The sequence below is a fragment of the Flavivirga rizhaonensis genome (genome assembly GCF_004791695.1).
In the GTDB taxonomy this organism is placed as follows: Bacteria; Bacteroidota; Bacteroidia; order Flavobacteriales; family Flavobacteriaceae; genus Flavivirga; species Flavivirga rizhaonensis.
In genome coordinates this window covers 1-22,901 of the sequence record NZ_SRSO01000032.1, presented here as the reverse complement: position 1 = coordinate 22,901, position 22,901 = coordinate 1, and the positions used below count along the sequence as shown (strand labels likewise).

The following is a 22,901-nucleotide window of genomic DNA, read 5'->3' as shown; positions in this document are numbered from 1 at the left end:
GTTTTAAAATACTAAAAATAGAGTTACTAATCTTTATTGTATCTATATGTGTTCTTTTTACTGGTTGTAGGCAGAAACAAGATCTAAATCAAGATTCATTGGTGACAAAGAATAAAGAGGAAATAAATTCTTTTAAGAGAGTTGTAATAAATGGAGTAACTGATGACCCCAAGGCTTTTAAGTATTTTAACTGGTTAGATGAATCATCGTTGTTTGGAGGTGCACATAGAGGAGAAACTAAAAAGATAAGTAGAGATAGTCTTTACATGTCTTTAGATTCGTTAAGTCAGCCTAATGTTATGGAGGTTATTGCTTTTGGGGATTCTTTAAATTATGTGCATAGGGTTTTTGTTACTCCAGGAGATAGTATTTTATTTAAAATAGAAAATAAGAAGGTCAGATTCATCGGAAAGAATGCTTCGCACTATAATTTTTTTATTGAAATGGATTCGTTAGGTTTTAAGGATCCTTATTATAACGGAGATATAAATGACTATAAAAAAGAATGTAAAACTATTTTTATTAAGCAAAAAGAATTTTATGATCAATATTTAAAAAAGCATTCAAAATGTTTCGAAGGATTTTAAGGCTAAGGTGGAAGCTGAAATAAAATTCAGATATTTTTCTAGTTTAATGTTTTTAAAACAAAAGAAAAATAATAGACCAAAATCTATTTTAGAGATCTTGAAAAATAGAGAATATAATGATAAAGAGGGGCTTATTGATTTTAATAACTATTTTGATGGAATTATTATAAATGACTTTAAAAGACCAGATCTAATAAATAACAATTTTTTTAAAACATGCCTAGAAAATTATATTCGTTATTATTTTGTTGATAATAATCTAGATGATTTTTCAAGTGATAAATTTATAGCTGAAAAAGAATTTATAATTAAAAATTTTAATGGAGAATTAGAACATTTAGCCATAGCAAGACTCATTGCTAGCTATAATGTTTTTGCAAGAGAAGAAAATGTTTATAATTTAAAAACATTGATCAAAGAATATCGACATAATTTTACTAGATCATCTTATATAGAAAAAATTAAGGAAGTAGAAGAAGATCTCAAATTTGTAAATGGCATAATGAGTGACGCCGTACTAAATTCAAAGCTGATCAATTTAAAAGGTGATACTATACAGGTTAAAGATTTGGTTATAAAAGATAATAACAAAATTAAAGTTATTGACTTTTGGGCTAGTTGGTGTAATCCTTGTATTAACGAAGTTATGATAGGGATGGAATCAAGAATTGAATTGAATAAAAATTATGATATAGAATGGCTTTATTTTTCAATAGATAAAGTTGAAAATAAGTGGAAAAAAAAATCTAATGAACTTAGGGAGTATGGTCTTACAAAAAACCAATATTTGGTATTAACACCCGAAACGTCAGAATTAATTAGTTTTTTAAATGTCAAGACCATTCCAAGATATGTTATTATAGGTAAAAATGGATTAATTGCAACAGGAGATGCAGTTCGACCATCTTACAAAGAATTATTTGAAAAAATGCTTAATAATATAAACTAAAAACAGTCTAAGGCTTAATTGAAAAAAAACTTCCCATAATACAAGGATTGATTAAAAGTCCAAATACTCAACTAGAAATTTAGAATTCAAAAGTGATTGCATAATTCTTGGATCCCCATTCGTATAAAAGTGGTTTTTGCTATTTGAAGTTTCAGTATTTAGTAAATCGTTTTTTTCCAAGATAGCTTTTGTTTGCCTCGCAACAGCCTCACCAGAGTCTATAATTTTAACATGACTAGGAAGTAATTTAGTTAATAAAGATATTAAATAGGGATAGTGTGTACAGCCTAAAACTAAATAATCTATATGGGCATCAATCATCGATTTTAGGTAAGTTTTTAAAAGGGTTTTCATTTCCTCAGATTGTAATTTACCATTTTCTATAAGCTCTACAATACCCTCTCCAACCTGTTCAATAACATTTATATTACTGGCAAACATTCCAGATGTTTTAGAAAATAATGCGCTGCTTAAAGTACCTTTTGTTGCCAAAATACCAATAGCATTGCTTTTAGTTTGCAATGCAGCAGGTTTTATAGCGGGTTCTATGCCAATAAATGGAACGTTATAAGTATTTCTAAGGAGATCTATAGCATTAGTGGTTGCTGTATTACAGGCTACAACGATTAGCTTACAACCTTTGTTAATTAAGTACTCCGTGTTTTTAATACTTAAATTAATAATAGTTTCCTTTCCTTTTTGCCCGTAAGGAGCATTAAAACTATCTGCTAAATAGATGGTGTTCTCATTGGGTAAAAGTGTATGGATCTCTTTCCATATAGAGGTGCCACCAACACCCGAATCAAAAATACCAATAGGTTGTTTGCTCATATAATTATAATTGTCATAAAAGTAAATAATTCAATTGAAATAATTTATCAGATTCTTTTTTTTAGCTAGGTTAACTCAACTAGTACGCAAAATATTTTAGCGAATTTTAATGTAAGTTCCGCTAATAAAAAAAGCTGCCTTATAAAGGACAGCTTTTAATAAATTTAGTCAGAGTATATTTTTTATATACCTAATTCTTTTTTTACATCAGCTAAAATATCTTTACCATCAGCTACAATTAACGTTGTTCTTTCTAAAACATATTCATATCCTAGAGCTTTAGAAACTTTGTTTATTGCTGCAAATGCTTTTTCTTGAATAGGTTTAAACAATTCAGCTTCTTTTTTTGCTAAATCTTGTTGTGCATCGACTCTAAATTGTTGAATACGTTGTTGTTTTTCTTGTAATTCTAAGCCTCTCTTTTGATTTTCTTCATCAGTTTTTGTGCTAACTTCTGCTTCGTATTGCTTAGCTGTATTTTGGTACTCAGTAGCCATAGCTTGCATATCTGTTTGATATGTTTTTCCTAAGGCTTCAAGTTCAGCCTTTGCAGCTTTAGCTGCTGGCATAGCATCAATTAATTCTTGAGTACTTATATGGGCAACTTTGCTTTGGGCTTGGGTGAAACTTATAGTTCCAATGCATAATGCAGTTGCTAATAAAAGAGTTTTTAATTGTTTCATTTGTTAATAGTATTTATAGTGTTATAGATTATTAATTATTGTAGTTTATATACTGTCTTTTGCTTTTTGACGGTCTTCTAAGGCTTTTTTTCTATCGGCCCTTTCCTTTAGTTTTTTTTGTCTATTTTCTTCAATAAGCTGTGCTTTGGTTTTTGTTTCTCCCTCAGTAGTTTTAGTATCTGATTTTATTGATGTTTCAGTTTCTTTAGCATCATTAGTATTAGCTGATTTACTTCTAGCATCTAACTTTGCTTGTTTTGCTTTTTCGCGCTCTTCCAATATTTTTTGACGCTTGGCTTCTGCCTCTTTTTTCTTTGCTTCACGAGCGGCCAAAATTTCTTGTCTTCTTTTTTCAACAGCACTTTCTCGTTGTGCTTTTTTCTCTTCTAAAGCTTTTTGACGTTCTTCCAATTCGTAATTAATCTCTGGGACTAATTCCTCTTCTTTGGCGGCTCTACGCTCTGCTTTAGATTTTGCTTGTTTACGTTTTGATGTTCTAGTTATACTTCTTAGTATTTGATCACTTAAATCGAATCGGTTTGCAGAGAATAACATGACAGCATCAGATGATTTGTCAAAAATAAAATCATATTTTCTGCTTTGAGCTATATCTTGAACTGCTGCGAAAATTTGATCCTGAATAGGCTGCATCAATTGTTTCTTTTGAATGAACAAATCACCATTGGGACCAAAACGCTTTTGTTGGTAATCAAGAATTTCTTTCTCTTCAAAAGCAATATCTTCTTCTCTCTCGTCAATAAGTTCTTTTGTTAGAAGTGCTTTTTCGTTACTTAAGTTTTTTCGCTTTTGTTCAATAGCGCCTAATTTAGCACCAATTTCGTTTTTCCATTTGTCTGCTTTTTGATTTAATTGAGCAGTGGCTTCTTGGTATTCTGGAACATTCTCTAAAATATATTCAGTATCTATATAAGCAATTCTTACACCACGTTGCGCGTGTATTGATAGACTTATCATAAAAACCAATGTCAGTAAAAAAAGAACTTTATTTTTCATCTGTATATACTTTAATTTATTGTCTTATAAATTCTAAAAACGACAAATGAATTTTTGTTTCTGCCCTTTTCGAATCGTATCTTCAAAATTAACGAATTTTAATCTTAAAAATTTTAATTCTCATGCAAATCATTGTAGTGTTATTAGAAAATATCGTGCCAAAATAAATTTTATACTTAAAACTGTTGTCCAATTATGAAGTGAGTTTCCCATCCATGTTTAGTAGTTTGTCCTGGAAGAGCGTCAAATCCATGACCAAAATCAATTCCTAATAATCCAAACGCAGGCATGAAAATACGAACCCCTACACCCGCAGATCTATTAATGTTAAATGGGTTAAAATCTCTAAAACTATTATGGGAGGACCCTCCTTCTAAAAAACCTAAAGCGTAGATTTTTGCAGATGCTTTTAACGTTATAGGATAGCGTAGCTCTAAAGAAAATTTATTGTAGATACTTGCTCCGTCTTGGCTTGATAATGATTGGTCTGGATAACCACGTAATTGTATCGTCTCTCTTCCATCCAAACTCTGATTTCCTAATCCATTACCACCAACAAAATAACGTTCAAAAGGAATAACCCCTCTGTTATTATTATAAGCTCCTAGAAAGCCAAATTCAACACTTGGTTTTAAGACTAAATCTAAATTATTAAAAACTCTAGTATACCAATCACCTTTGAAACTTACTTTGTAAAATTCTAGCCAATCAAATTTTTCCTGATCTATTTCTGCAATTCTATTTTGTGCATCTGTTATCTCTGAAGGGGTACTATTAATATCACTTCTTATGGCATTATTAGTGTCTCGCTCTTCTTGAAGCGCTTCGTAATCTACGCCATCAAATAAAGAATAAGGGAGTGAAAATTTAGTAGTTACACTAAATTTTGAGCCTCCTGTTGGGAAAATAGGATCTACATTAGTATTATTTCTACTTAAACCAATAGTGTATGATAAATTGTTTGAATAACCATTTCCGAAAGTAAATAAGCCAGTGTTATAGTTATTTAAGTCATAACGTTGATAACTAATAGCTTGCGATAAGGTGAAATAATCATCTGGAACGGATAAACGTTTTGCTAAACCAAGTGTAATTCCGGTGATATTAAAACTTCTGCTCTTATCTGGACTTCCAGTTTGTGGATTAAATAAAAACTGCTTGGTGTGCGATAATGAAGCTGAAAACTGAACAGGTCTTTTGCCTCCTAACCATGGCTCTGAAAACGAAAAGCTATAAGTTTGAAAAAAACGACTCGCTTGTAAGCGTAAAGATAGCCTTTGTCCATCACCCATAGGTATGGGTTTGTATGCGTCTTTTTTTAAGAGGTCTTTTATTGAAAAGTTATTAAAAGACAACCCAAGTGTCCCTATAAAGCCACCACCGCCATAACCACCTTGTAATTCGATTTGACTGGAACCGGTTTCTTTAACAGAATATTCCATGTCTATAGTCCCCTCGTTTGGATTGGGGTTATTAAAGTTAGGTGTGATTTCTTGAGCATCAAAAAAGCCTAGTTGACCAAGTTCTCTAACCGTACGAACAACATTGGATTTACTATATAATTGTCCTGGACGCGTTCGAATTTCGCGATAAATAACGTGGTCATTTGTTTTATCATTACCTACAACAGAGACACTATTGAAATAAGCTGGTTTTCCTTCGATTATTCTTATTTCCATGTCAATGACATTATTATCAGCACTTACCTCAACAGGGTTAATAGTAGAAAATAAATAACCATGGTTTTGATATTCATTGGTTATATCGCGAGCGTCTGGACTGGAGTTATCAGCAATTCGCTCTTGTAATAAAACACCATTATATGTGTCTCCTTTCTTTATACGGAGTAGTCTAGATAAATATTCATTACTATATACTGTGTTACCAATAAAGGTGATGTCTCCAAAAGTGTATAATTCCCCTTCGTTGATATCTATTTTAAGCGAGATGGTTTTATCGTCATTAATTATTAAACTATCAGATAGGATTCGAGCATCTCTATAACCATTTTCCTTATACTTGTCTATAACACTTGATAAATCCGCTTGATATGCAGAATCGATAAACTTGGAACGTTTAAAAATTCTTAAACGATTTATTTTTTTAGTGCTTTTCATGCTTTTTCTAAGCTTTTTATCGCTTAAAACTTCATTGCCACTAAAGACGATGTCTTTTATTTTAACTTTTTCGCCCTTATCAATATTAAGCACCATATTAACACGAGCTACTTTAATAGAGTCTTTTACATCTATGGTGTTAATATGTATTTTAGAGTTTAAATAACCTTCTTTTTTATACTTGTTCTCTAGATGGTTTATTGTTGTAGTTCTTAAGTTCTCAGTTACCTTGGTGCCTTTTTTTAGTTTATTCTCTTCAATTATTTTTTCTTTTTTAGATTTTTTTACGCCATTTATTTTTATCTCATTAAGTTGAGGTAAATCAGATAGTCTTATCTCTAAAAAAGCGACGTTCCCTTCTATTTTGGTAACATAAACTTCAATATCACTAAATAGCTTATATCCCCAAAGTTTTTTAATAGCTTTACTAATATCCTCTCCAGGAATCGTTATTTCCTTTCCTTTTCTTAATCCAGATGTAGTTATGATGTTTTGTTCGCTAAACGAACTGTTTCCCGAAACAGAAACACCTCCTAAAGTATATTTGTTGTCGTCGCTATATGTTACTTCTTGTCCTTGAATATGAAAGCTACTTGTAAAAAGTAGTATGGCTATAACGTGCTTTATATGTGTTTCTAAAAATGAAATGTTAGCTAAGTTGTTCACTTGTTTTCCCAAATCTTCGTTCTCTTTTTTGATATTCAATAATAGCTTCATACAAATGTTGCTTTGTGAAATCTGGCCACAATACATTTGTAAAATATAACTCTGCGTATGCTATTTGCCAAAGTAAAAAGTTACTTATACGTTGCTCCCCACTTGTCCTAATTAGTAAATCTACATCTGGCAAATCATGCGTGTAAAGATGCTCATTTATAATTGATTCATCAATATTTTCGGGCGAAATTATATTATTTTTAACTTTAATACTAATTTCTTTAACAGTGTTTTGTATTTCTTCCCTAGAACCGTAGCTTAATGCTAGGGTTAAAGTCATTCTTTCGTTTTGTTTTGTGCTGTCAATTACATCATGAAGTTCTTTGTGAACTTTTTTAGGAAGTGTGCTTAAATTCCCTATAGCAGAAAGCCTTATATTATTATCTTGGAGTGTTGTTATTTCTTTTTTTAAAGAAGACACCAAAAGCTTCATTAAAGTTTGTACTTCTAATTTTGGTCTGTTCCAGTTTTCAGTAGAAAATGCATAAAGAGTCAGGTTTTTTACGCCAAGTTCTGCACAAGCTTCAACAGTTAGTCGTACAGATTTTGTGCCATTTTCATGACCAAAAGCACGTATCATTCCTTTTTGTTTTGCCCAACGACCATTACCATCCATGATAATGGCAATGTGTTTTGGCAGTTTGTTGTTTTGTATGCTTTCTTTTAAATTCATTTTAATTGCCTGGACAGTAACAAGGATTTTCGCCGAATGTATATGTTAAGGTTAATCCTGAAAACATATACCAATCGTTATTATTTATATTGCCAAATTTGTATTGTTGTTGTCTAGATGGGACGTCAGGAAGGCTTCCGTCAAGTCCATCAGAAAATGTATAGCGAGCACCAACTTCTATACCTAAAATAATATTATCTATAAAAGACGCTTTAAAACCAACTACCATAGGAATACCAAATGCCCAACTTGAGGTGTTTTCTTGAGTTTGTACACCATTTAGAAAATAATGATTGTCATGCTTGGCTGTGCTTATGCCGGTATATAAGTATGGTGTAGCTACTTTATCTCCAGAATGTAAATCAAAATCTAAAAATGTAAATTCTATTCCTAATGAGATTTCTATAATCTTGCTTGAAAATTCATAACCTCTTTGAATACGTCTTGGATCATCCGATTTTGTATCAATGCCCTTTAATTCACTAAAAATCACAGAAGCTCTATAAGAGTGTCGCTTACTTCTATTCCATTTATAAATACCACCAATAGCTAATTGATTTGGCGAAATATAATCGGTAGCACCTACATCTCCAATAAAATTACTTCCTCCTGCAAAAATACCTATTTCGTTAATTTGAGAGTAACTAAAATGAATGCTTAAAATACTTAAAATCAATACTGTTAAATGCCTCATAAATATTCAAAAGTTTGCAAATATAATAAATAAGATTAGCCTAAAATAATTTGAGCTAAATTGTATTAGTGTAAAACTGCATTTCTTAAGAATTATTGTTTAATTACGCTTGTCTTCTCCCCAAAGAAGCTTTTTTCTAAGTGTATCTAAAAAACTTTCGTTTAAAAGATCAATCATTTTAATTTTAAAGTCTGCTTTTTTTATTTTGATTATAGTGCCATTATCTAGGGTTGCAATCCTAGAGTCTAAAGACACTAAATGATTTTCTTCTCGTCCGTCAACTTTAAGCTGTATTTCTATTGAATCTGGAATTATTAAAGGGCGTGCACTCAGGTTGTGTGGTGCTATGGGAGTTATTACAAAACTATTGGTACTTGGCGTAATTACTGGTCCGCCGCAGCTTAATGAATAGCCTGTAGAACCTGTAGGAGTTGAGATTATTAAACCGTCACTCCAATAAGATGTAAGGTATTCACCATCTAAATGTGTTTCGACAGTAATCATAGATGTTGTATTTTTTCTACTTACTGCTATTTCATTTAGCGCAAAATTTAACGACGTTATATTTTTATTTTCTGGAGTAGTTTCTATAGCAAGTAAACTACGTTCTGATATTTTATAATGTCCATCAATAATATTTTGAATAGCCTGCTCAATAGCATCTACTTGTATGGTTGCTAAAAAACCTAAACGCCCCGTATTAATACCAATCACAGGGATATCAATGTCTTTTACAAAAGTAATAGCTCTTAAAATGGTACCATCACCACCAACACTTACCAGGAAATCAAAAGAAGTATCTAAAGTGTCAAATGTTTTAAATGAAGCAAAGTCTTTTATATTGGGAGATTCATTAAGAATAATATTGAAAAACTCTGTTTCAATATAAGCATCAATGTCTTTTTTTAATAAGTAATTAAATAACGTTTCTACTGAAGCTGTAGTAGTTTTATTGTAGAATCGTCCAAAAATAGCAACTTTCATGTGTTTATATTTATTGTTTTTGGTGGTCACATGTCGCATCCATAACTATTAGTTTCGTTATAAACTAAACTAATAGTTATGGATGGTTCATTATTTACATATTTAAGTATTTATTCAAATAGTCCGATCGGTCCTTAAGGCTTTCTATATAACTATCTTCTTCATGACCGGATACTATATTATAACTATATCTACGAAAGGTTTGAATGATTTCGTTAAGTCCGGTGCTACCTATTTTGATAGTAACTTGAACAACATCATTTTTTATTTTAGAAACAAAAGCACCTAAAAGTTTACCACCATTAGATTCTACGATTTGACTTATCTCGCTAAATGAGTAATCATTAATTCCTTTTTCGACTACTAAAACACCTCCAGCTTCAAAAAAGAAAGGAGATTCATTAAAGAGACCAATAATGTCATTAAGTTCATAATACCCTAAATAATTGTTTTTTTTGTCTAAGACAGGCATAATATTAGCCGAATTTTGTGCAAAAGCTTCCAATACATCTAACCAAAGCGTATGATCTCTCACAAAAAAGTCTTCAATTGAATAAAGGTACTCACTAATAGGTTTGTCACTTTCAAAACAATGCGCATCAGTTTCAAAAAAAGTACCCAGAAAAGCACCATTTTCATCTTTGATGGGGATATGAGAATAGGTTAACTGATTAAATAGCAATTGTAACTCACTTATTTTACTATTGCTATTTAATGGTTTTATATCATTTATAATATATTCTGAAAGTTTCATTGTTCAGCTTTAAGAGTATGCAAATTAATTAAAAAAATAGTATATAAGCCTGTTCTACTTTGTATTTTTGCTTTTTAAAATTCATACATGACCAAGTTAAGTGTAAATATTAACAAGATTGCTACATTAAGGAATTCCAGAGGAGGTGATGTGCCAAATGTAGTTCAATTTGCAAAAGATGTGCAACGTTTTGGAGCAGAAGGTGTAACAATTCACCCAAGGCCAGATGAACGGCATATCCGTTACCAGGATGCCCGCGATTTAAAATTTGAAGTATATACTGAGTATAATATTGAAGGAAACCCCGTAAGTTCTTTTGTTGAATTAGTATTAAATGTAAAACCAACGCAGGTTACATTAGTGCCGGATGCTGTTGATGCCATTACTAGTAATGCTGGTTGGGATACCATAAAGCATAAAGATTTTCTAGTTGATATTATTAAGGAGTTTCAACAAAACGGAATAAGAACTTCTATTTTTGTAGATCCTGTTTTAGAGCAAATTGAAGGTGCTAAAGCTACAGGAACAGATAGAATTGAATTATATACTGAAGCTTTTGCACATCAATATAGCTTGGGTAATAAAGATGCTGTAACGCCCTATGTTAAAAGTGCTGAATTGGCTAACAATTTGGGACTAGGTATAAATGCAGGGCACGATTTGTCTTTAGAGAATATTGAATTCTTTAAAAAGAATATTCCGGATTTATTAGAAGTCTCTATTGGACATGCTTTAATAGCCGAGAGTCTGTATTTAGGAGTAGAGAATGTTATTCAAATGTATTTAGGCAAATTAAAGTCCTAATCTTAATCTTTCCCAAAGGGAAAGAAACTCTGCTGAAACATAAGGAATTAAATAGGGCATTAAAACAAGTGAATAATCACGCAATAATTTCCCTCCTTTGGAGGGATTAAGGAAGGATTATGGTATTACATTCAAATATAATAGGGGAAGGGCAGCCATTTGTTATCCTTCATGGCTTTTTGGGAATGAGTGATAATTGGAAAACACTTGGTCGTCAATTTAGTGAACAAGGTTTTCAAGTTCATTTAGTAGACCAACGTAATCACGGACGTAGTTTTTGGGATAATAATTTTAATTATGAAGTACTTGCTGAAGATTTAAAACATTATTGTGATACTCATAATCTTACCGATATCATATTATTGGGACACTCTATGGGAGGAAAGACGGCTATGTTATTTGCAACTCAATACCCGGAAATCGTTTCGAAGTTAATTGTGGCAGATATTTCTCCGCGTTTTTATCCAGTTCATCACGATACCATTTTAGAAGGGTTGGCTGCATTAGACTTTGATACTATTAAGAGTCGAGGAGAGGCAGATAAGATGTTAAGTGATTATGTGTCTGATTTTGGAACACGTCAATTCTTACTAAAAAATCTATATTGGATTGAAAAAGGTAAATTAGCATTACGTGTAAATTTAGAAGTTTTAAAAGAAGAAGTAGGTGAAGTGGGTGAAGCATTGCCAAGTCATGCTAAATTTGAAAAAGATACTTTGTTTTTACGCGGAGACAGATCAGAATATATTGGTGTAGAGGATGAAAGGATTATTTCTAATCATTTTACCAAAGTTGAAATTGCTACTATTTCTAATTCGGGGCACTGGTTGCATGCCGAAAACCCCAAAGATTTTTTTGAGGCTGTTGTGCAGTTTATCGAGTGATTTTTTTGTATATTTAGTTTAATTCTAGAACAATGAATTTAGAATAATTAAAAAAAATTAATCACCAGTGAAACATTTACTATGCGAATGATGTCTGATAGATATAAATAATAAATATAAGTAGATGAAACTCATAACAAAACTTCTCTTAAACGCTATAGCTGTATTTGTAATAGCGCATTTTTTAAATGGGGTACATGTAGATGGTTATATAACAGCCATTATAGTAGCTGTTGTATTGTCCGTGTTAAACCTGTTTGTCAAACCTGTTTTGGTGATTCTAACTTTGCCAATAACTATAGTCACATTAGGTCTGTTTTTATTAATAATTAATGCATTAATTATTTTATTAGCCGATAAATTAATAGACGGTTTTTCTGTAAATAGTATTTGGATTGCTGTGTTGTTTAGTATACTACTTTCTGTTTTGCAATCCATACTTCATTCGCTTTTAAAAGACGATAAAAAATAGCTTTGAATCAAGCGGTTAAAAACTTTGCTGGGATGTAAAAATGTTATATTTTTGCATCCCAATTTTGGTTACATAAATTTTAGTTTTTAAAAGAAGACTTTATTGTTAAATGCCTGATATAAGGCTTTATATGATTTAAAATGAATATTACAAGAGAAAACGTTGATGCATTAAATGCTGTTGTGAAAGTAGATATCGCTAAAGAAGATTATAGCGATAAAGTTGAAAAAATATTAACAGACTATCGTAAAACAGCAAATATTCCTGGTTTTAGAAAAGGGCATGTGCCAATGGGGATGGTTAAAAAACAATACGGAAAAGCTGTCTTAGTAGATGAAGTTAATAAGTTATTGCAAGATGCTTTAAACAAATACCTTACAGAAGAAAAGCTAGATGTATTAGGTCAGCCGTTACCAAAACCACAAGATGATATAAACTGGGATGCTGATGGATTTTCTTTTGAATTTGAATTGGGTTTAGCACCAGAATTTGAAGTGAAATTAAAAGGCAAAAAAGCAATCACACAATATAATATTGTTGCTGATGATAAAATGATAGATGAGCAAATTGAACGTATTCAAAAGCAATACGGAAAATTAGTTTCTCAAGATGTTGTTGTAAAAGACAGTGAAATTACTGGAATTTATAAAAATGAAGAAAAAGAAATTGAAAATACTGTTACTTTAACTTTAGATAAATTTAAAGGAAAAGCAACTGAAAAACAATTTATAGGTGCTAAAGTAAATGATGTTATTACGCTAAAAACCAAAGGCCTTTATGATGATGAGCATGAATTAATGCATGCTTTAAAATTAGGACATGATGAAGTACATGGTTTAGATATTGAAGTGAATTTCACAATTACAGAGATTAATGAACGTGAGTTAGCAGATTTAGATCAAGAGTTGTTTGACAAGCTTTTTGGAAAAGATACTGTGACCACTGTTACCGAATTAAAAGCGAAGATAAAAGAAGATGCTGAAAAGCAATTTGTGCAACAAGCAGATCAGAAGCTTTTAAATGATGTTACAGAATATTTAGTTGAAAATACTAAGTTCGATTTACCTGCCGAGTTTTTAACAAAGTGGATGCAAACCGCCGGAGAAAAGGAAATGGATGAGGTACAGGCAAGGGAAGAGTACGAAAAATCAGAAAAGAGTTTGCGCTACCAATTAATTGAAGGAAAACTTATTGCTGATAATGATGTTCAAGTAACTATGGATGATATAAAAAATCATGCAAGAGAAATGATTAAAGGGCAAATGGCCCAATTTGGTCAAATGAATCCTTCAGATAAAGAATTAGATGATATCGCTGCGCGAGTATTATCAAATCAAGATGAAGCACGCAGAATTTCAGAGCAATTAATTAGTCAAAAATTATTAGCAGTTTACAAAGAAAAAGCTAATATTAAGGTTAAAGAATTAAGCTACGAAAAGTTTGTTAAAGAAGTTTACGGCGATAAGTAAATAAATATAATTCCTTATATTTAAGCGCTTAAATCTATAGGTTTAAGCGTTTTTTATTCAAAAAAAAGAATTTTTTTTAAAAGATTTTTTGCCATTTAAATGTAAATCAGGCAATTAATCGAATTAAATATTGAAAAGACTATGGATTACACAAAAGAATTTGAAAAATTCGCGATAAAAGATCAAGGTGTTAGTAGTACATATTACAATAAAATTGTTAGTAGTATGTATCCAACAGGGTTAACCCCAAACATTATAGAAGAACGCCAAATGAATGCTGTTGCAATGGATGTGTTTTCTCGTTTAATGATGGATCGTATTATTTTTATGGGTACTGGCATTAATGATCAAGTCGCGAATATTATACAAGCACAATTACTGTTTTTAGAAAGTGTAGATGCTTCAAAGGATATTCAAATTTATATTAACTCTCCTGGGGGAAGTGTTTATGCAGGTTTAGGAATTTATGATACGATGCAGTTTATAAAGCCAGATGTTGCAACTATTTGTACTGGTATGGCAGCCTCTATGGGAGCTGTTTTATTATGTGCTGGAGAGAAAGGTAAACGCAGTGGCTTAACACATTCACGAGTTATGATACATCAACCATTAGGAGGTGCGCAAGGACAAGCAAGTGATATTGAAATTACAGCTAGAGAGATATTAATTTTAAAAGAAGAACTTTATAAAATTATAAGTAAGCATTCAGGGCAAGATTACGACAAAGTATATGAAGACAGTGATCGAGATTATTGGATGAAAGCCGATAAAGCCAAGGAATATGGTATGATTGATGAGATTTTATCTCGTAATTAAATAAAAAATTTGTAATTTTAGTTAATTGTTATTGAGGGATTTATAGTGATTTACACAAAAAAACAGATATAGATTAATGGCAAAAGAAGAATTGGAATGTTCGTTTTGCGGTAGAAAAAAACCAGAAACGAATTTGTTAATAGCAGGTTTAGATGCTCATATATGTGATAGATGTATAGAGCAGGCACATGGTATTGTGATTGAAGAATCTAAGCAAAGTGATAGTAGTGATTTATCTGCTGAGTTAAAACTCCGTAAACCCCAACAAATTAAGGGATTTCTTGATGAGTATATCATTGGGCAAGGCATGACTAAAAAAGTGATGTCTGTGGCTGTGTATAACCATTATAAACGTTTATTACAACCACCTACTAAAGATGATATAGAAATTCAGAAGAGTAATATTATCATGGTAGGGCAAACGGGTACAGGAAAAACCTTAATGGCAAAAACAATTGCCAGAATGTTAAATGTACCATTAGCTATCGTAGATGCAACTGTTTTAACAGAGGCTGGTTACGTTGGTGAAGATGTAGAGAGTATTTTAACGCGTTTATTACAAGCGGCAGACTATAATTTAGAAAAGGCGGAAAAAGGTATTGTTTTTATTGACGAGATAGATAAGATTGCTCGTAAAAGTGATAACCCGTCTATTACTCGTGATGTTTCTGGGGAAGGTGTACAACAAGCCTTATTAAAACTTCTAGAAGGGACTGTTGTTAATGTACCGCCAAAAGGCGGACGCAAACACCCAGATCAAAAATTTATAGAGGTAAACACTGAAAATATTTTATTCATTGCAGGTGGTGCTTTTGATGGTATTGAACGTGTTATATCAAAACGCTTGAATATGCAAGCAGTAGGTTATAGTGCTTCGATGTCTGATGAGGTTGTGGATCAAGATCATTTACTGCAATATATTATTCCAAAAGACTTAAAAGATTTTGGATTAATTCCAGAGATTATTGGTCGTTTGCCAGTACTTACATATATGGATCCGTTAGATGCTAAAACTTTAAGAGCGATTTTGACAGAGCCTAAGAATGCCATCATCAAGCAATACAAGAAATTGTTTACTATGGACGAAATTGATTTTGCTATAACTGATGGTGCTTTAGATTTTATTGTGAATAAAGCTATTGAGTACAAATTAGGAGCAAGAGGGTTACGTTCACTTTGTGAAGAAATATTAACAGACGCTATGTTTGAGTTACCTAGTAGTAATGAGAAGAAATTAAACGTAACTAAAGTATACGCCGAAGATAAATTAGCGAAAACAACTTTAAAGAAACTAAAAGCAGTTTCATAAAAGTAAAGTAACAACACTATAAAAAAACCACGCTATTTAGCGTGGTTTTTTATTTTTATGGATGTTAATTAATAAAAGACATTATGGATAAATTTTCACAGTGTTTCTAAAAACTTTTTAAAAATATACTTAATTAAATCATGCACAAAGGTTTTTTATGCCTTTTAGATGATTAGGCAAAATACTCGTTTAAAAACTTTTGGGGTTGTATTTAATCGGAATTAAAAGCGTATTGAGAAAGCTTTCGTTATTCTAAAATTACAAACTCTACACGTCTATTAGCTTGTAGATTTTCTTTGGTACAATCATTTTTACAATCAATTTTTGGTTTAGCTTCACCATAACCTTTAGATTGTAATCTATTTTTACTAATACCATTATTTATTAAATAAGTTACTGCAGATGCGGCACGCTTTTTAGATAGGCTTAAGTTATAAGAATCCCTACCTTTGTTATCAGTGTGCGCATTAATAACTAATTTCATTTTAGGATGCTCCTTTAGCACTTTAACAACTTTGTTTAAAGAGATAAAAGATTCTTCTTTAACTCCCCATTTATTAAAATCGAAATATATGTTTTCTAAAACAATTCTCATCTCGTTTTCAACTTTTGCTATTACAGGTTCGGTAGTGAGTAACTCTAAATCCCTAGTATAAGAAGTATTGTAACCTCTCGTAGCTTCAAATTTAAAATCACCATCTTTAAATCCGTCCTTTAGTGTTGTAATGCTATATGATTCAAAAGGAATAACATTAAAGCTATAAGTCGCATTAGCTTTAGTTAGTTGCCTTGAAATTTCATTACCTTCTTCATCTTTTAAAATAACTAAGACATTAGGAAGTTTTATTTTGGTTTCTAAGTCTAATACTTTACCCTTTATGGTTTGAATTATTTCATCATTAGTCGCTGTGTAAATATCAAAACCTCCTTTTCCATTTGGTCTGTTTGAAGATACATACCCCTTGTTTTTTGCAGCTAAGAAATAAGCAACCTCATCATACTTCGAATTAATGGTATTACCCATATTTCTAGGAGCCTTATAGCCACTACTTAAAATTTTACTCGTAAAAAGATCATAACCGCCCATATTGTTATGTCCTTTTGAAGAGAAGTATAAATATTTAGAATCTATAGAAAGAGAGGGATATTTTTCATCTGAAGGTGTATTAATAGAGCTTCCTAAATTTTCAGGAGTACTTAAAGTACCATCCGTATTTATATTTGAAACATATAGATCGTAACCACCAATAGATTCCGGCATATTTGATGAGAAGTATAATTTATCTCCTCTAGGACTCATAAAAGGGTTTTCTATTGAAACATTTGCTTTGTTAATGCTCAACAGTTCTTCATTAATCCAATTACCATGTGAGTCTTCCTCTAAAACAGCTTTGTATAGCTTATACTCCATAGAATTTTCTTTAGAACTTCTAGTATAGTATACTGTTTTTTGATCTGGAGAGAATGTTAATTGGTCTTCGCTATCTCTTGTGTTTAGTATTCTAGAAAACAAAAGCGGTAGGCTTAATGCTCCATTTTTATCAATATTTAAGCAAAATAAATCTTTATATGCCTCATTAGTATTAGGGTCTATTTTTGCTAAACCACCAAGTTTTTTTGAAGATACCATGATAAGTTTGTTTCTAAAAAAACCAGAACCAATTTCGGAATATTTAGTGTTAACACCAGCGTCTAAAAGTTCAAACTCAAATCCATTAGTATCAATGGTGTTTGATAATAAACGTGAATTGTTAAAAGAAAAATTATTTGATGCTATTAAATTAGAAGGTCCTTGACTAAGTAAAATATTAGAAACAAGGAAAATGAAAAAACATAATTTAGTTTTCATCTTTAGAGGGATTAGAGAGATTAAAATTAGTTGGGTGTTAAATGTAATCCTGAACCTCATTTTTTGAAAATTTCTTAGATGAATAGCTATTTAATTCGTTTACCAATTACTTTATCGAAGATTTTATCCAAAAAAAAATTTAAATTTAATGCTATGCTTAAGTGATTTTAAATATTATAGATCGTAACTATTTGTGATTGAATTTGTTATAAATGAAATTGGAATATTCGAAATTCATATCCTTTTAGAAAAGGGTAGAAGTTAACCTGATTTTTTGTGTACTAATGAAACCTTCTGATTTTAAATGTTTAATTACTCTAACATAGTTTTTCAATACAGACTGTATTTAAGGTATTTATAGAGCAGTATTTAAAATAACAAATTCAACACGCCTATTAGTTTGTAAATCTTTTTTGGAACAAGAGTTTTTGCAATCAATTAATGGTTTCCTTTCTCCACAGCCTTTAGATGATAGTCTATTTTTTGAAATGCCATTTTTAATTAAATAATTTAAAGTTGATTTGGCTCGTTTCTCGGATAAGTTTAAGTTAAAAGCATCAGAACCTTTATTATCGGTATGGGCGTTAATTGCTATTTTTATTTTAGGGTGATCGTTAAGTACTTTTATTATTTTATTTAAGATAATATGTGACTCTTTTTTTATATCATGTTTCGCAAAGTCAAAATATATATTTTCAGATATAATTCTTAGTTCATTATTTACTTCTGTTATAACAGGGTCTGTGGCGGCTATTTCTAAATCCTTATTATAAGTTGTGGTTTCACTTCTATACGATGCAAAATCAAATAAGCCATCTTTAAAGTTACTTTTTTTAGTTGTAATTGTGTAAGATTCCAATGGAGCAACATCAAACCTATAGGTGCCATCTTTACCTGTTATTAATTGATCTATCTCTATTTGATTCCTATCTTTTAGAATAACAATGGCATTTGGTAATACCTCTTTAGTGTTAAAATCTAAAATTTTACCTTCAACGGTTTGTTTGATATGATTAGTAGTAAAATAATAAATGTCGAAACCGCCTTTTCCGTTTGGCCTATTTGATGAAAAATATCCCGTACTTTTGTTTACATTGAAATAAGCAACCTCATCATACCTCGAATTAATGGTGTTACCCATATTTATAGGAGTCTTATAACCATCTTTTGAAATTTCACTAGCAAAAAAATCAAACCCTCCCATACCCTCATGACCTTTTGAGGAAAAGAATAAATAAGCATTATCCATAAAAACATATGGGTGCTTATCGTCGAAAGATGTATTTATTTTTTTACCTAAATTTTTAGGAGTGCTTAATGTGCCATCAGGATTAATATCTGAAACATAGATGTCATAACCACCAATAGCATTAGGCATGTTGGCAGAGAAATATAACTTATCGCATTTAGCGTTAACAAAAGGGTTTTCTATTGATACGTTTTCTCTGTTAATACTTAATAGCTCTTCGTTAACCCAATTGCCGTGCGAACCTTCTTCTAAAATAGCTTTGTAAAGTTTAAACTCTAAAGAGTTTGTTTTGCTACTTCTAGAGTAGTAGATAGTTTTTTGATTTGGCGAGAAAGAAATTTGACCTTCACTATCGTTTGTATTTAAAATTCTTGAGAATAACAACGGATTGGCTAGAATTCCGTTACCCAAAGTGTCTAGACAATATAATTCTTTGTAGGCTTCATTTGTATTGGGATCTATTTTGGCTAAGGCACCAATTTTTTTAGAAGATACCATGATAAGTTTTTCTTTAAAAAACCCAGATCCAATTTCTGAGAATTTAGTATTAATACCCGTGTCGGAAATTTCAAATTGAAAACCATTGGTTCCTATACTAGGTTGGGTAAATAAAAAAATAGATTGTAGGCATAAAATAATTAAAAAATAAGTTTTCATCTGAGGGGCTGTTGTAGGTTTGTGATGCTATTAAACTTGTTTTAAACACTTTAAAAATATAATTTTTAAAGATGATAAACAATATTAATCGTTCAAGTGCTTTTGCGTTAGTAAAAAACCTACAAAATATGTTCGTTTAAACTTAGAAGTTCATCTATATAATCCCGAGTGTTAGAAAGTCGAGGTATTTTATGTTGCCCACCCAGTTTATTATTTTGTTTTAACCAATCATAAAACAAATGTTCTCTGGCTATATTAATTTTGGGTTTGTTAAGTGTTAAATTGTTATAGCGTTTCGCTTCGTAGTCAGAATTTAATGCCTTTAAAGCATTGTCAAATAACTCATTAAAATAATGGATGTCTTTTGGAGGTGTTTTAAATTCAATAAGCCATTCATGAGCTCCTTTTTCTTTGCCTTTCATAAATATCGGGGCTGCAGTAAAATCTACAATTTCGGCTTTAGTACGTTTACATACCTTTTTTAATGCACTTTCGGCATTTTCAATAATAAGTTCTTCACCAAATACATTAATATGATGTTTGGTTCTGCCAGACACTTTTATTCTGTAGGGGTTTAGTGAGGTAAACCGAATAGTGTCACCAATTTTATAACGCCATAACCCAGCATTTGTAGTAATTATTACAGCGTAATTTTTATTAAGCTGAACGTCACTTAAAGGTATCGCCCTTTCCTCAGAAGTAGCATAAATATTCATAGGAATAAATTCATAGAAAATCCCATAATCAAGCATCAATAATAGTTCATCAGAGTTGTTTTGATCTTGAATAGCGAAAAAACCTTCTGAAGCATTATAAATCTCATAATATTTAAAATCGGTTTCAGGAATAATTTTTTTGTACTGATCTTTATAAGGTGTAAAGCTAACACCACCATGAAAATAGACTTCTAAATTCGGCCATATATCACGAAGACTTTGTTTTCTGGTAGTATCTAAAACGTTATTAAGTAATACGAGCATCCATGAGGGAACACCAGCAAGGCTTGTTACATTTTCATCTATAGTTTCATCTACAATGGCTTGCATTTTATGCTCCCAATCACTCATTAAAGAGACCCTGTTACTTGGTGTGCTACTAAATTCTGCCCAAAAAGGCATATTGTCAATTAAAATAGCCGATAAATCACCAAACACAGTACCGTTTTCTTTGTATAATTCTTTACTGCCTCCCAAGCGTAAGCTCTTACCAGTAAATAATTGTGAGTCTTCATTATTATTAAGGTACATGCATAATAAATCTTTTCCAGCAGCGTAATGACAATCTTCAAGCGATTCTGTACTTACTGGGATAAACTTACTTTTTGCTCTGGTAGTGCCACTGGATTTTGCAAACCACTTTATAGGACTGGGCCAAAAAATATTGGATTCACCTTTTCGGGAACGCTCAATAACATCTTGCCAGCCTTCGTAGTTTTTAATAGGAACACGTTCTGAAAATGTTCTGTAGTTTTTTATAGAAGCAAAATCATATTTCCTGCCAATTTCGGTGTCTTTAGCTATATCTATAAGACTTAATAGTAATTCGTTTTGCACTTCATTAGGATATTTTAAAAACAATTCTATTTGATGAAATCGTTTTTTTAAGAACCAAGAAGCAATCGAATTTACTATAGGTATTGGCATAATTATTTTATCTTTAAGATTTTAAAAATAATACTTTTTTTTATGACTTACCAAGGTGTTTTAACAAAAATGGAAACGGAGTTTGCTAACCCAATTCAATACTATCTGGTGTTTGAAAATGATTTTTTAAACATGAACCAGTTATTGAATAAAAGCATAACGATTCAATTTGTAAAATATCAATGTTTAAACTGCGGTTTAGATAAACCTATTTACAGACAAGGATTTGATAAACAGTGTTTTTATGAGGTGCCCCAAGCAGCCGATTGGATTATGCGTCCTGAGTTAAGTACCGCACATTTAGGCAAAGAAGACCGAGATTTAGAGTTTGAAAAACGTGCTCAATTGCAACCACATATTGTGTATTTAGCAAACTCTAGTAATGTGAAAGTAGGGGTTACAAGAAAAAGCCAGGTACCAACACGTTGGATAGACCAGGGAGCCCACGAAGCTATTGAGATTATAGAAGTGCCTAATCGTTATTTAGCAGGTATTACTGAAGTTGCATTAAAAGATTATGTAGCAGATAAAACAAATTGGAGAAAGATGCTTAAAAATGATATTGAAGACGAAAATTTAATAGAGTGGCGTGAACGCTTAAAGCAGTATATTCCTGATGAGGCAAAAGCGTATTTTATTGAAACGAACACTGAGACGAATTTAGAATTCCCTGTGAATAAGTACCCTGAAAAACCTAAAAGTTTAAATATAGTTAAACAACAAGAGTATTCAGGTAAATTGGTTGGTGTAAAAGGGCAATATCTTATTTTTGAAGACGACATTGTTTTTAATATTCGTGCTAATGAGGGACTGGTAGTTAGAATCTCGATTGATTAAATTGAGTTGGATTACATGTGAGTTTATATTAATATGATGGGTTTGTCATTCCTGCGAAGGCAGGAGACAAAGGAATGGATTAAACCACATATAACTTTACTGCTTGCACAAAAGCAATAACAATCAATAAAATACCAGTTACTTTATTGAAGATAAGTGATATATCTCGAACCTTATTTTTAATCAATAGGCTAAACCTGCTATAAGAATATAGAGTGAGTAACTTCCCTAAGTAGACTCCACAAAAGAATAAAAATAATACAGAGAATGATGACTGTAATGATAACATGATATCATTATTGTTTATGATGCCAAATGCAATGACCCAATAAACTAAAACAGGTGGATTTAATATGCCAAGAAAAAAACCAGTCGCATATTTAGATTCTGTTATCTTTCTTTTTTTTGTTTTACTTTCAGACTGTTTTTTAAAGAATAGATATATACCTGCAACAAATAAAAGTAAAGCCACAATTATTTGTACCCATAAATTATTAATAAAAAAATCTTTTACCACTACATTACAATGTAAGGCGTAATATGATAGCATAACTTCGGCAATTCCAGCCGCTATCGCAATTTTAAAAGCTTTTTTTGCATTTTGTTTTAAGGTTGTATTAATAACAGCAATGTTAGAAGCTCCCAAAGGAAGCGCTCCAAGAATAGCAGCCAAGATGCCAATTAATAAATAAACTAAAACCATAAAGCTTTTGTAGCGATTAGACTTGAAAGCTTACATAAGTTTTAATAAATAACGTGAGTTCGATTTGATAGTCATTGACTTTCAATTAGTTACATTAAAAACACCCCTAAAGTCCCCTCAAGGGGCGATTTCCTAGAATATGGCAAAAATTGGTTATATTATGATTATGGAACAACAATCAATACTTTCAATCACGCAACGTTTCG

General features: G+C 31.3%; 21 protein-coding genes. 9 read left to right on the top strand and 12 right to left on the bottom strand.

What is annotated here, in order from left to right; all coding sequences use genetic code 11:
* The first annotated feature begins 101 nt into the window (after positions 1-101).
* Complete coding sequence (locus EM932_RS17785; RefSeq protein WP_135878557.1) at positions 102-587, top strand: hypothetical protein; 486 nt, start codon at positions 102-104, stop codon at positions 585-587.
* A gap of 46 nt (positions 588-633) precedes the next feature.
* Positions 634-1,536: a TlpA family protein disulfide reductase gene (locus tag EM932_RS17780; RefSeq protein WP_135878556.1), complete on the top strand. Its 903-nt coding sequence runs from the start codon at positions 634-636 to the stop codon at positions 1,534-1,536.
* A 51-nt stretch (positions 1,537-1,587) separates the two neighbouring features.
* On the opposite strand, the gene murI is transcribed toward EM932_RS17780, so the two are convergent.
* From murI to EM932_RS17740, 8 genes are all read right to left on the bottom strand, one after another.
* The gene (gene murI / locus EM932_RS17775) at positions 1,588-2,367 is read right to left on the bottom strand and encodes a glutamate racemase (RefSeq protein WP_135878555.1); all 780 of its coding nucleotides are present in this window, start codon (positions 2,365-2,367) and stop codon (positions 1,588-1,590) included.
* Between the two features lie 182 nt (positions 2,368-2,549).
* Positions 2,550-3,050 carry an OmpH family outer membrane protein gene (locus tag EM932_RS17770; protein WP_135878554.1) on the bottom strand — a complete coding sequence of 167 codons (501 nt, stop codon included), beginning with the start codon at positions 3,048-3,050 and terminating at the stop codon, positions 2,550-2,552.
* Positions 3,051-3,095: 45 nt separating this feature from the next.
* The gene (locus EM932_RS17765; RefSeq protein ID WP_135878553.1) at positions 3,096-4,064 is read right to left on the bottom strand and encodes an OmpH family outer membrane protein; all 969 of its coding nucleotides are present in this window, start codon (positions 4,062-4,064) and stop codon (positions 3,096-3,098) included.
* 176 nt (positions 4,065-4,240) lie between these two features.
* Positions 4,241-6,898, bottom strand: coding sequence for an outer membrane protein assembly factor BamA (bamA, locus tag EM932_RS17760; RefSeq protein ID WP_135878552.1), 2,658 nt, complete (start codon positions 6,896-6,898; stop codon positions 4,241-4,243).
* Positions 6,831-7,571, bottom strand: a complete 741-nt coding sequence (locus EM932_RS17755; RefSeq protein ID WP_135878551.1) for an isoprenyl transferase — start codon at positions 7,569-7,571, stop codon at positions 6,831-6,833. The genes bamA and EM932_RS17755 overlap by 68 nt, the downstream gene beginning before the upstream one ends.
* Position 7,572: 1 nt before the next feature.
* Positions 7,573-8,265 (bottom strand): type IX secretion system protein PorG, encoded by a 693-nt coding sequence (gene porG / locus EM932_RS17750; RefSeq protein WP_135878550.1) that lies wholly within the window; start codon positions 8,263-8,265, stop codon positions 7,573-7,575.
* A 99-nt stretch (positions 8,266-8,364) separates the two neighbouring features.
* On the bottom strand, positions 8,365-9,249 hold the full coding sequence (locus EM932_RS17745; RefSeq protein ID WP_135878549.1) for an NAD kinase: 885 nt from the start codon (positions 9,247-9,249) through the stop codon (positions 8,365-8,367).
* Between the two features lie 94 nt (positions 9,250-9,343).
* The gene (locus tag EM932_RS17740; protein WP_135878548.1) at positions 9,344-10,003 is read right to left on the bottom strand and encodes a CBS domain-containing protein; all 660 of its coding nucleotides are present in this window, start codon (positions 10,001-10,003) and stop codon (positions 9,344-9,346) included.
* An 87-nt stretch (positions 10,004-10,090) separates the two neighbouring features.
* Between EM932_RS17740 and EM932_RS17735 the strand changes: the two genes are divergently transcribed.
* From EM932_RS17735 to clpX, 6 genes are all read left to right on the top strand, one after another.
* Positions 10,091-10,807 carry a pyridoxine 5'-phosphate synthase gene (locus EM932_RS17735; RefSeq protein ID WP_135878547.1) on the top strand — a complete coding sequence of 239 codons (717 nt, stop codon included), beginning with the start codon at positions 10,091-10,093 and terminating at the stop codon, positions 10,805-10,807.
* 119 nt (positions 10,808-10,926) lie between these two features.
* The gene (locus EM932_RS17730) at positions 10,927-11,691 is read left to right on the top strand and encodes an alpha/beta fold hydrolase (RefSeq protein ID WP_135878546.1); all 765 of its coding nucleotides are present in this window, start codon (positions 10,927-10,929) and stop codon (positions 11,689-11,691) included.
* Between the two features lie 124 nt (positions 11,692-11,815).
* Positions 11,816-12,163, top strand: coding sequence for a phage holin family protein (locus tag EM932_RS17725; RefSeq protein WP_135878545.1), 348 nt, complete (start codon positions 11,816-11,818; stop codon positions 12,161-12,163).
* A 140-nt stretch (positions 12,164-12,303) separates the two neighbouring features.
* Positions 12,304-13,632 (top strand): trigger factor, encoded by a 1,329-nt coding sequence (gene tig, locus EM932_RS17720; RefSeq protein ID WP_135878544.1) that lies wholly within the window; start codon positions 12,304-12,306, stop codon positions 13,630-13,632.
* A 141-nt stretch (positions 13,633-13,773) separates the two neighbouring features.
* The gene (gene clpP, locus EM932_RS17715) at positions 13,774-14,448 is read left to right on the top strand and encodes an ATP-dependent Clp endopeptidase proteolytic subunit ClpP (protein ID WP_135878543.1); all 675 of its coding nucleotides are present in this window, start codon (positions 13,774-13,776) and stop codon (positions 14,446-14,448) included.
* 76 nt (positions 14,449-14,524) lie between these two features.
* Positions 14,525-15,757, top strand: a complete 1,233-nt coding sequence (gene clpX / locus EM932_RS17710; protein WP_135878542.1) for an ATP-dependent Clp protease ATP-binding subunit ClpX — start codon at positions 14,525-14,527, stop codon at positions 15,755-15,757.
* 247 nt (positions 15,758-16,004) lie between these two features.
* Here the strand turns inward: clpX and EM932_RS17705 are convergent, their stop codons facing one another.
* The 3 genes from EM932_RS17705 to EM932_RS17695 all read right to left on the bottom strand — a co-directional run bounded on the left by EM932_RS17705 (position 16,005) and on the right by EM932_RS17695 (position 21,155).
* Positions 16,005-17,606, bottom strand: a complete 1,602-nt coding sequence (locus tag EM932_RS17705) for an OmpA family protein (RefSeq protein WP_170179842.1) — start codon at positions 17,604-17,606, stop codon at positions 16,005-16,007.
* Positions 17,607-17,961: 355 nt separating this feature from the next.
* Positions 17,962-19,512 carry an OmpA family protein gene (locus tag EM932_RS17700; RefSeq protein WP_135878540.1) on the bottom strand — a complete coding sequence of 517 codons (1,551 nt, stop codon included), beginning with the start codon at positions 19,510-19,512 and terminating at the stop codon, positions 17,962-17,964.
* Positions 19,513-19,631: 119 nt separating this feature from the next.
* Positions 19,632-21,155 (bottom strand): GH3 auxin-responsive promoter family protein, encoded by a 1,524-nt coding sequence (locus EM932_RS17695; protein WP_135878539.1) that lies wholly within the window; start codon positions 21,153-21,155, stop codon positions 19,632-19,634.
* 42 nt (positions 21,156-21,197) lie between these two features.
* Here EM932_RS17695 and EM932_RS17690 point away from each other — a divergent pair, with 42 nt between their 5' ends.
* Positions 21,198-21,992: a DUF2797 domain-containing protein gene (locus tag EM932_RS17690; RefSeq protein WP_135878538.1), complete on the top strand. Its 795-nt coding sequence runs from the start codon at positions 21,198-21,200 to the stop codon at positions 21,990-21,992.
* A gap of 79 nt (positions 21,993-22,071) precedes the next feature.
* On the opposite strand, the gene EM932_RS17685 is transcribed toward EM932_RS17690, so the two are convergent.
* Positions 22,072-22,695, bottom strand: coding sequence for a LysE family transporter (locus tag EM932_RS17685; protein WP_135878537.1), 624 nt, complete (start codon positions 22,693-22,695; stop codon positions 22,072-22,074).
* Positions 22,696-22,901: the final 206 nt, after the last annotated feature.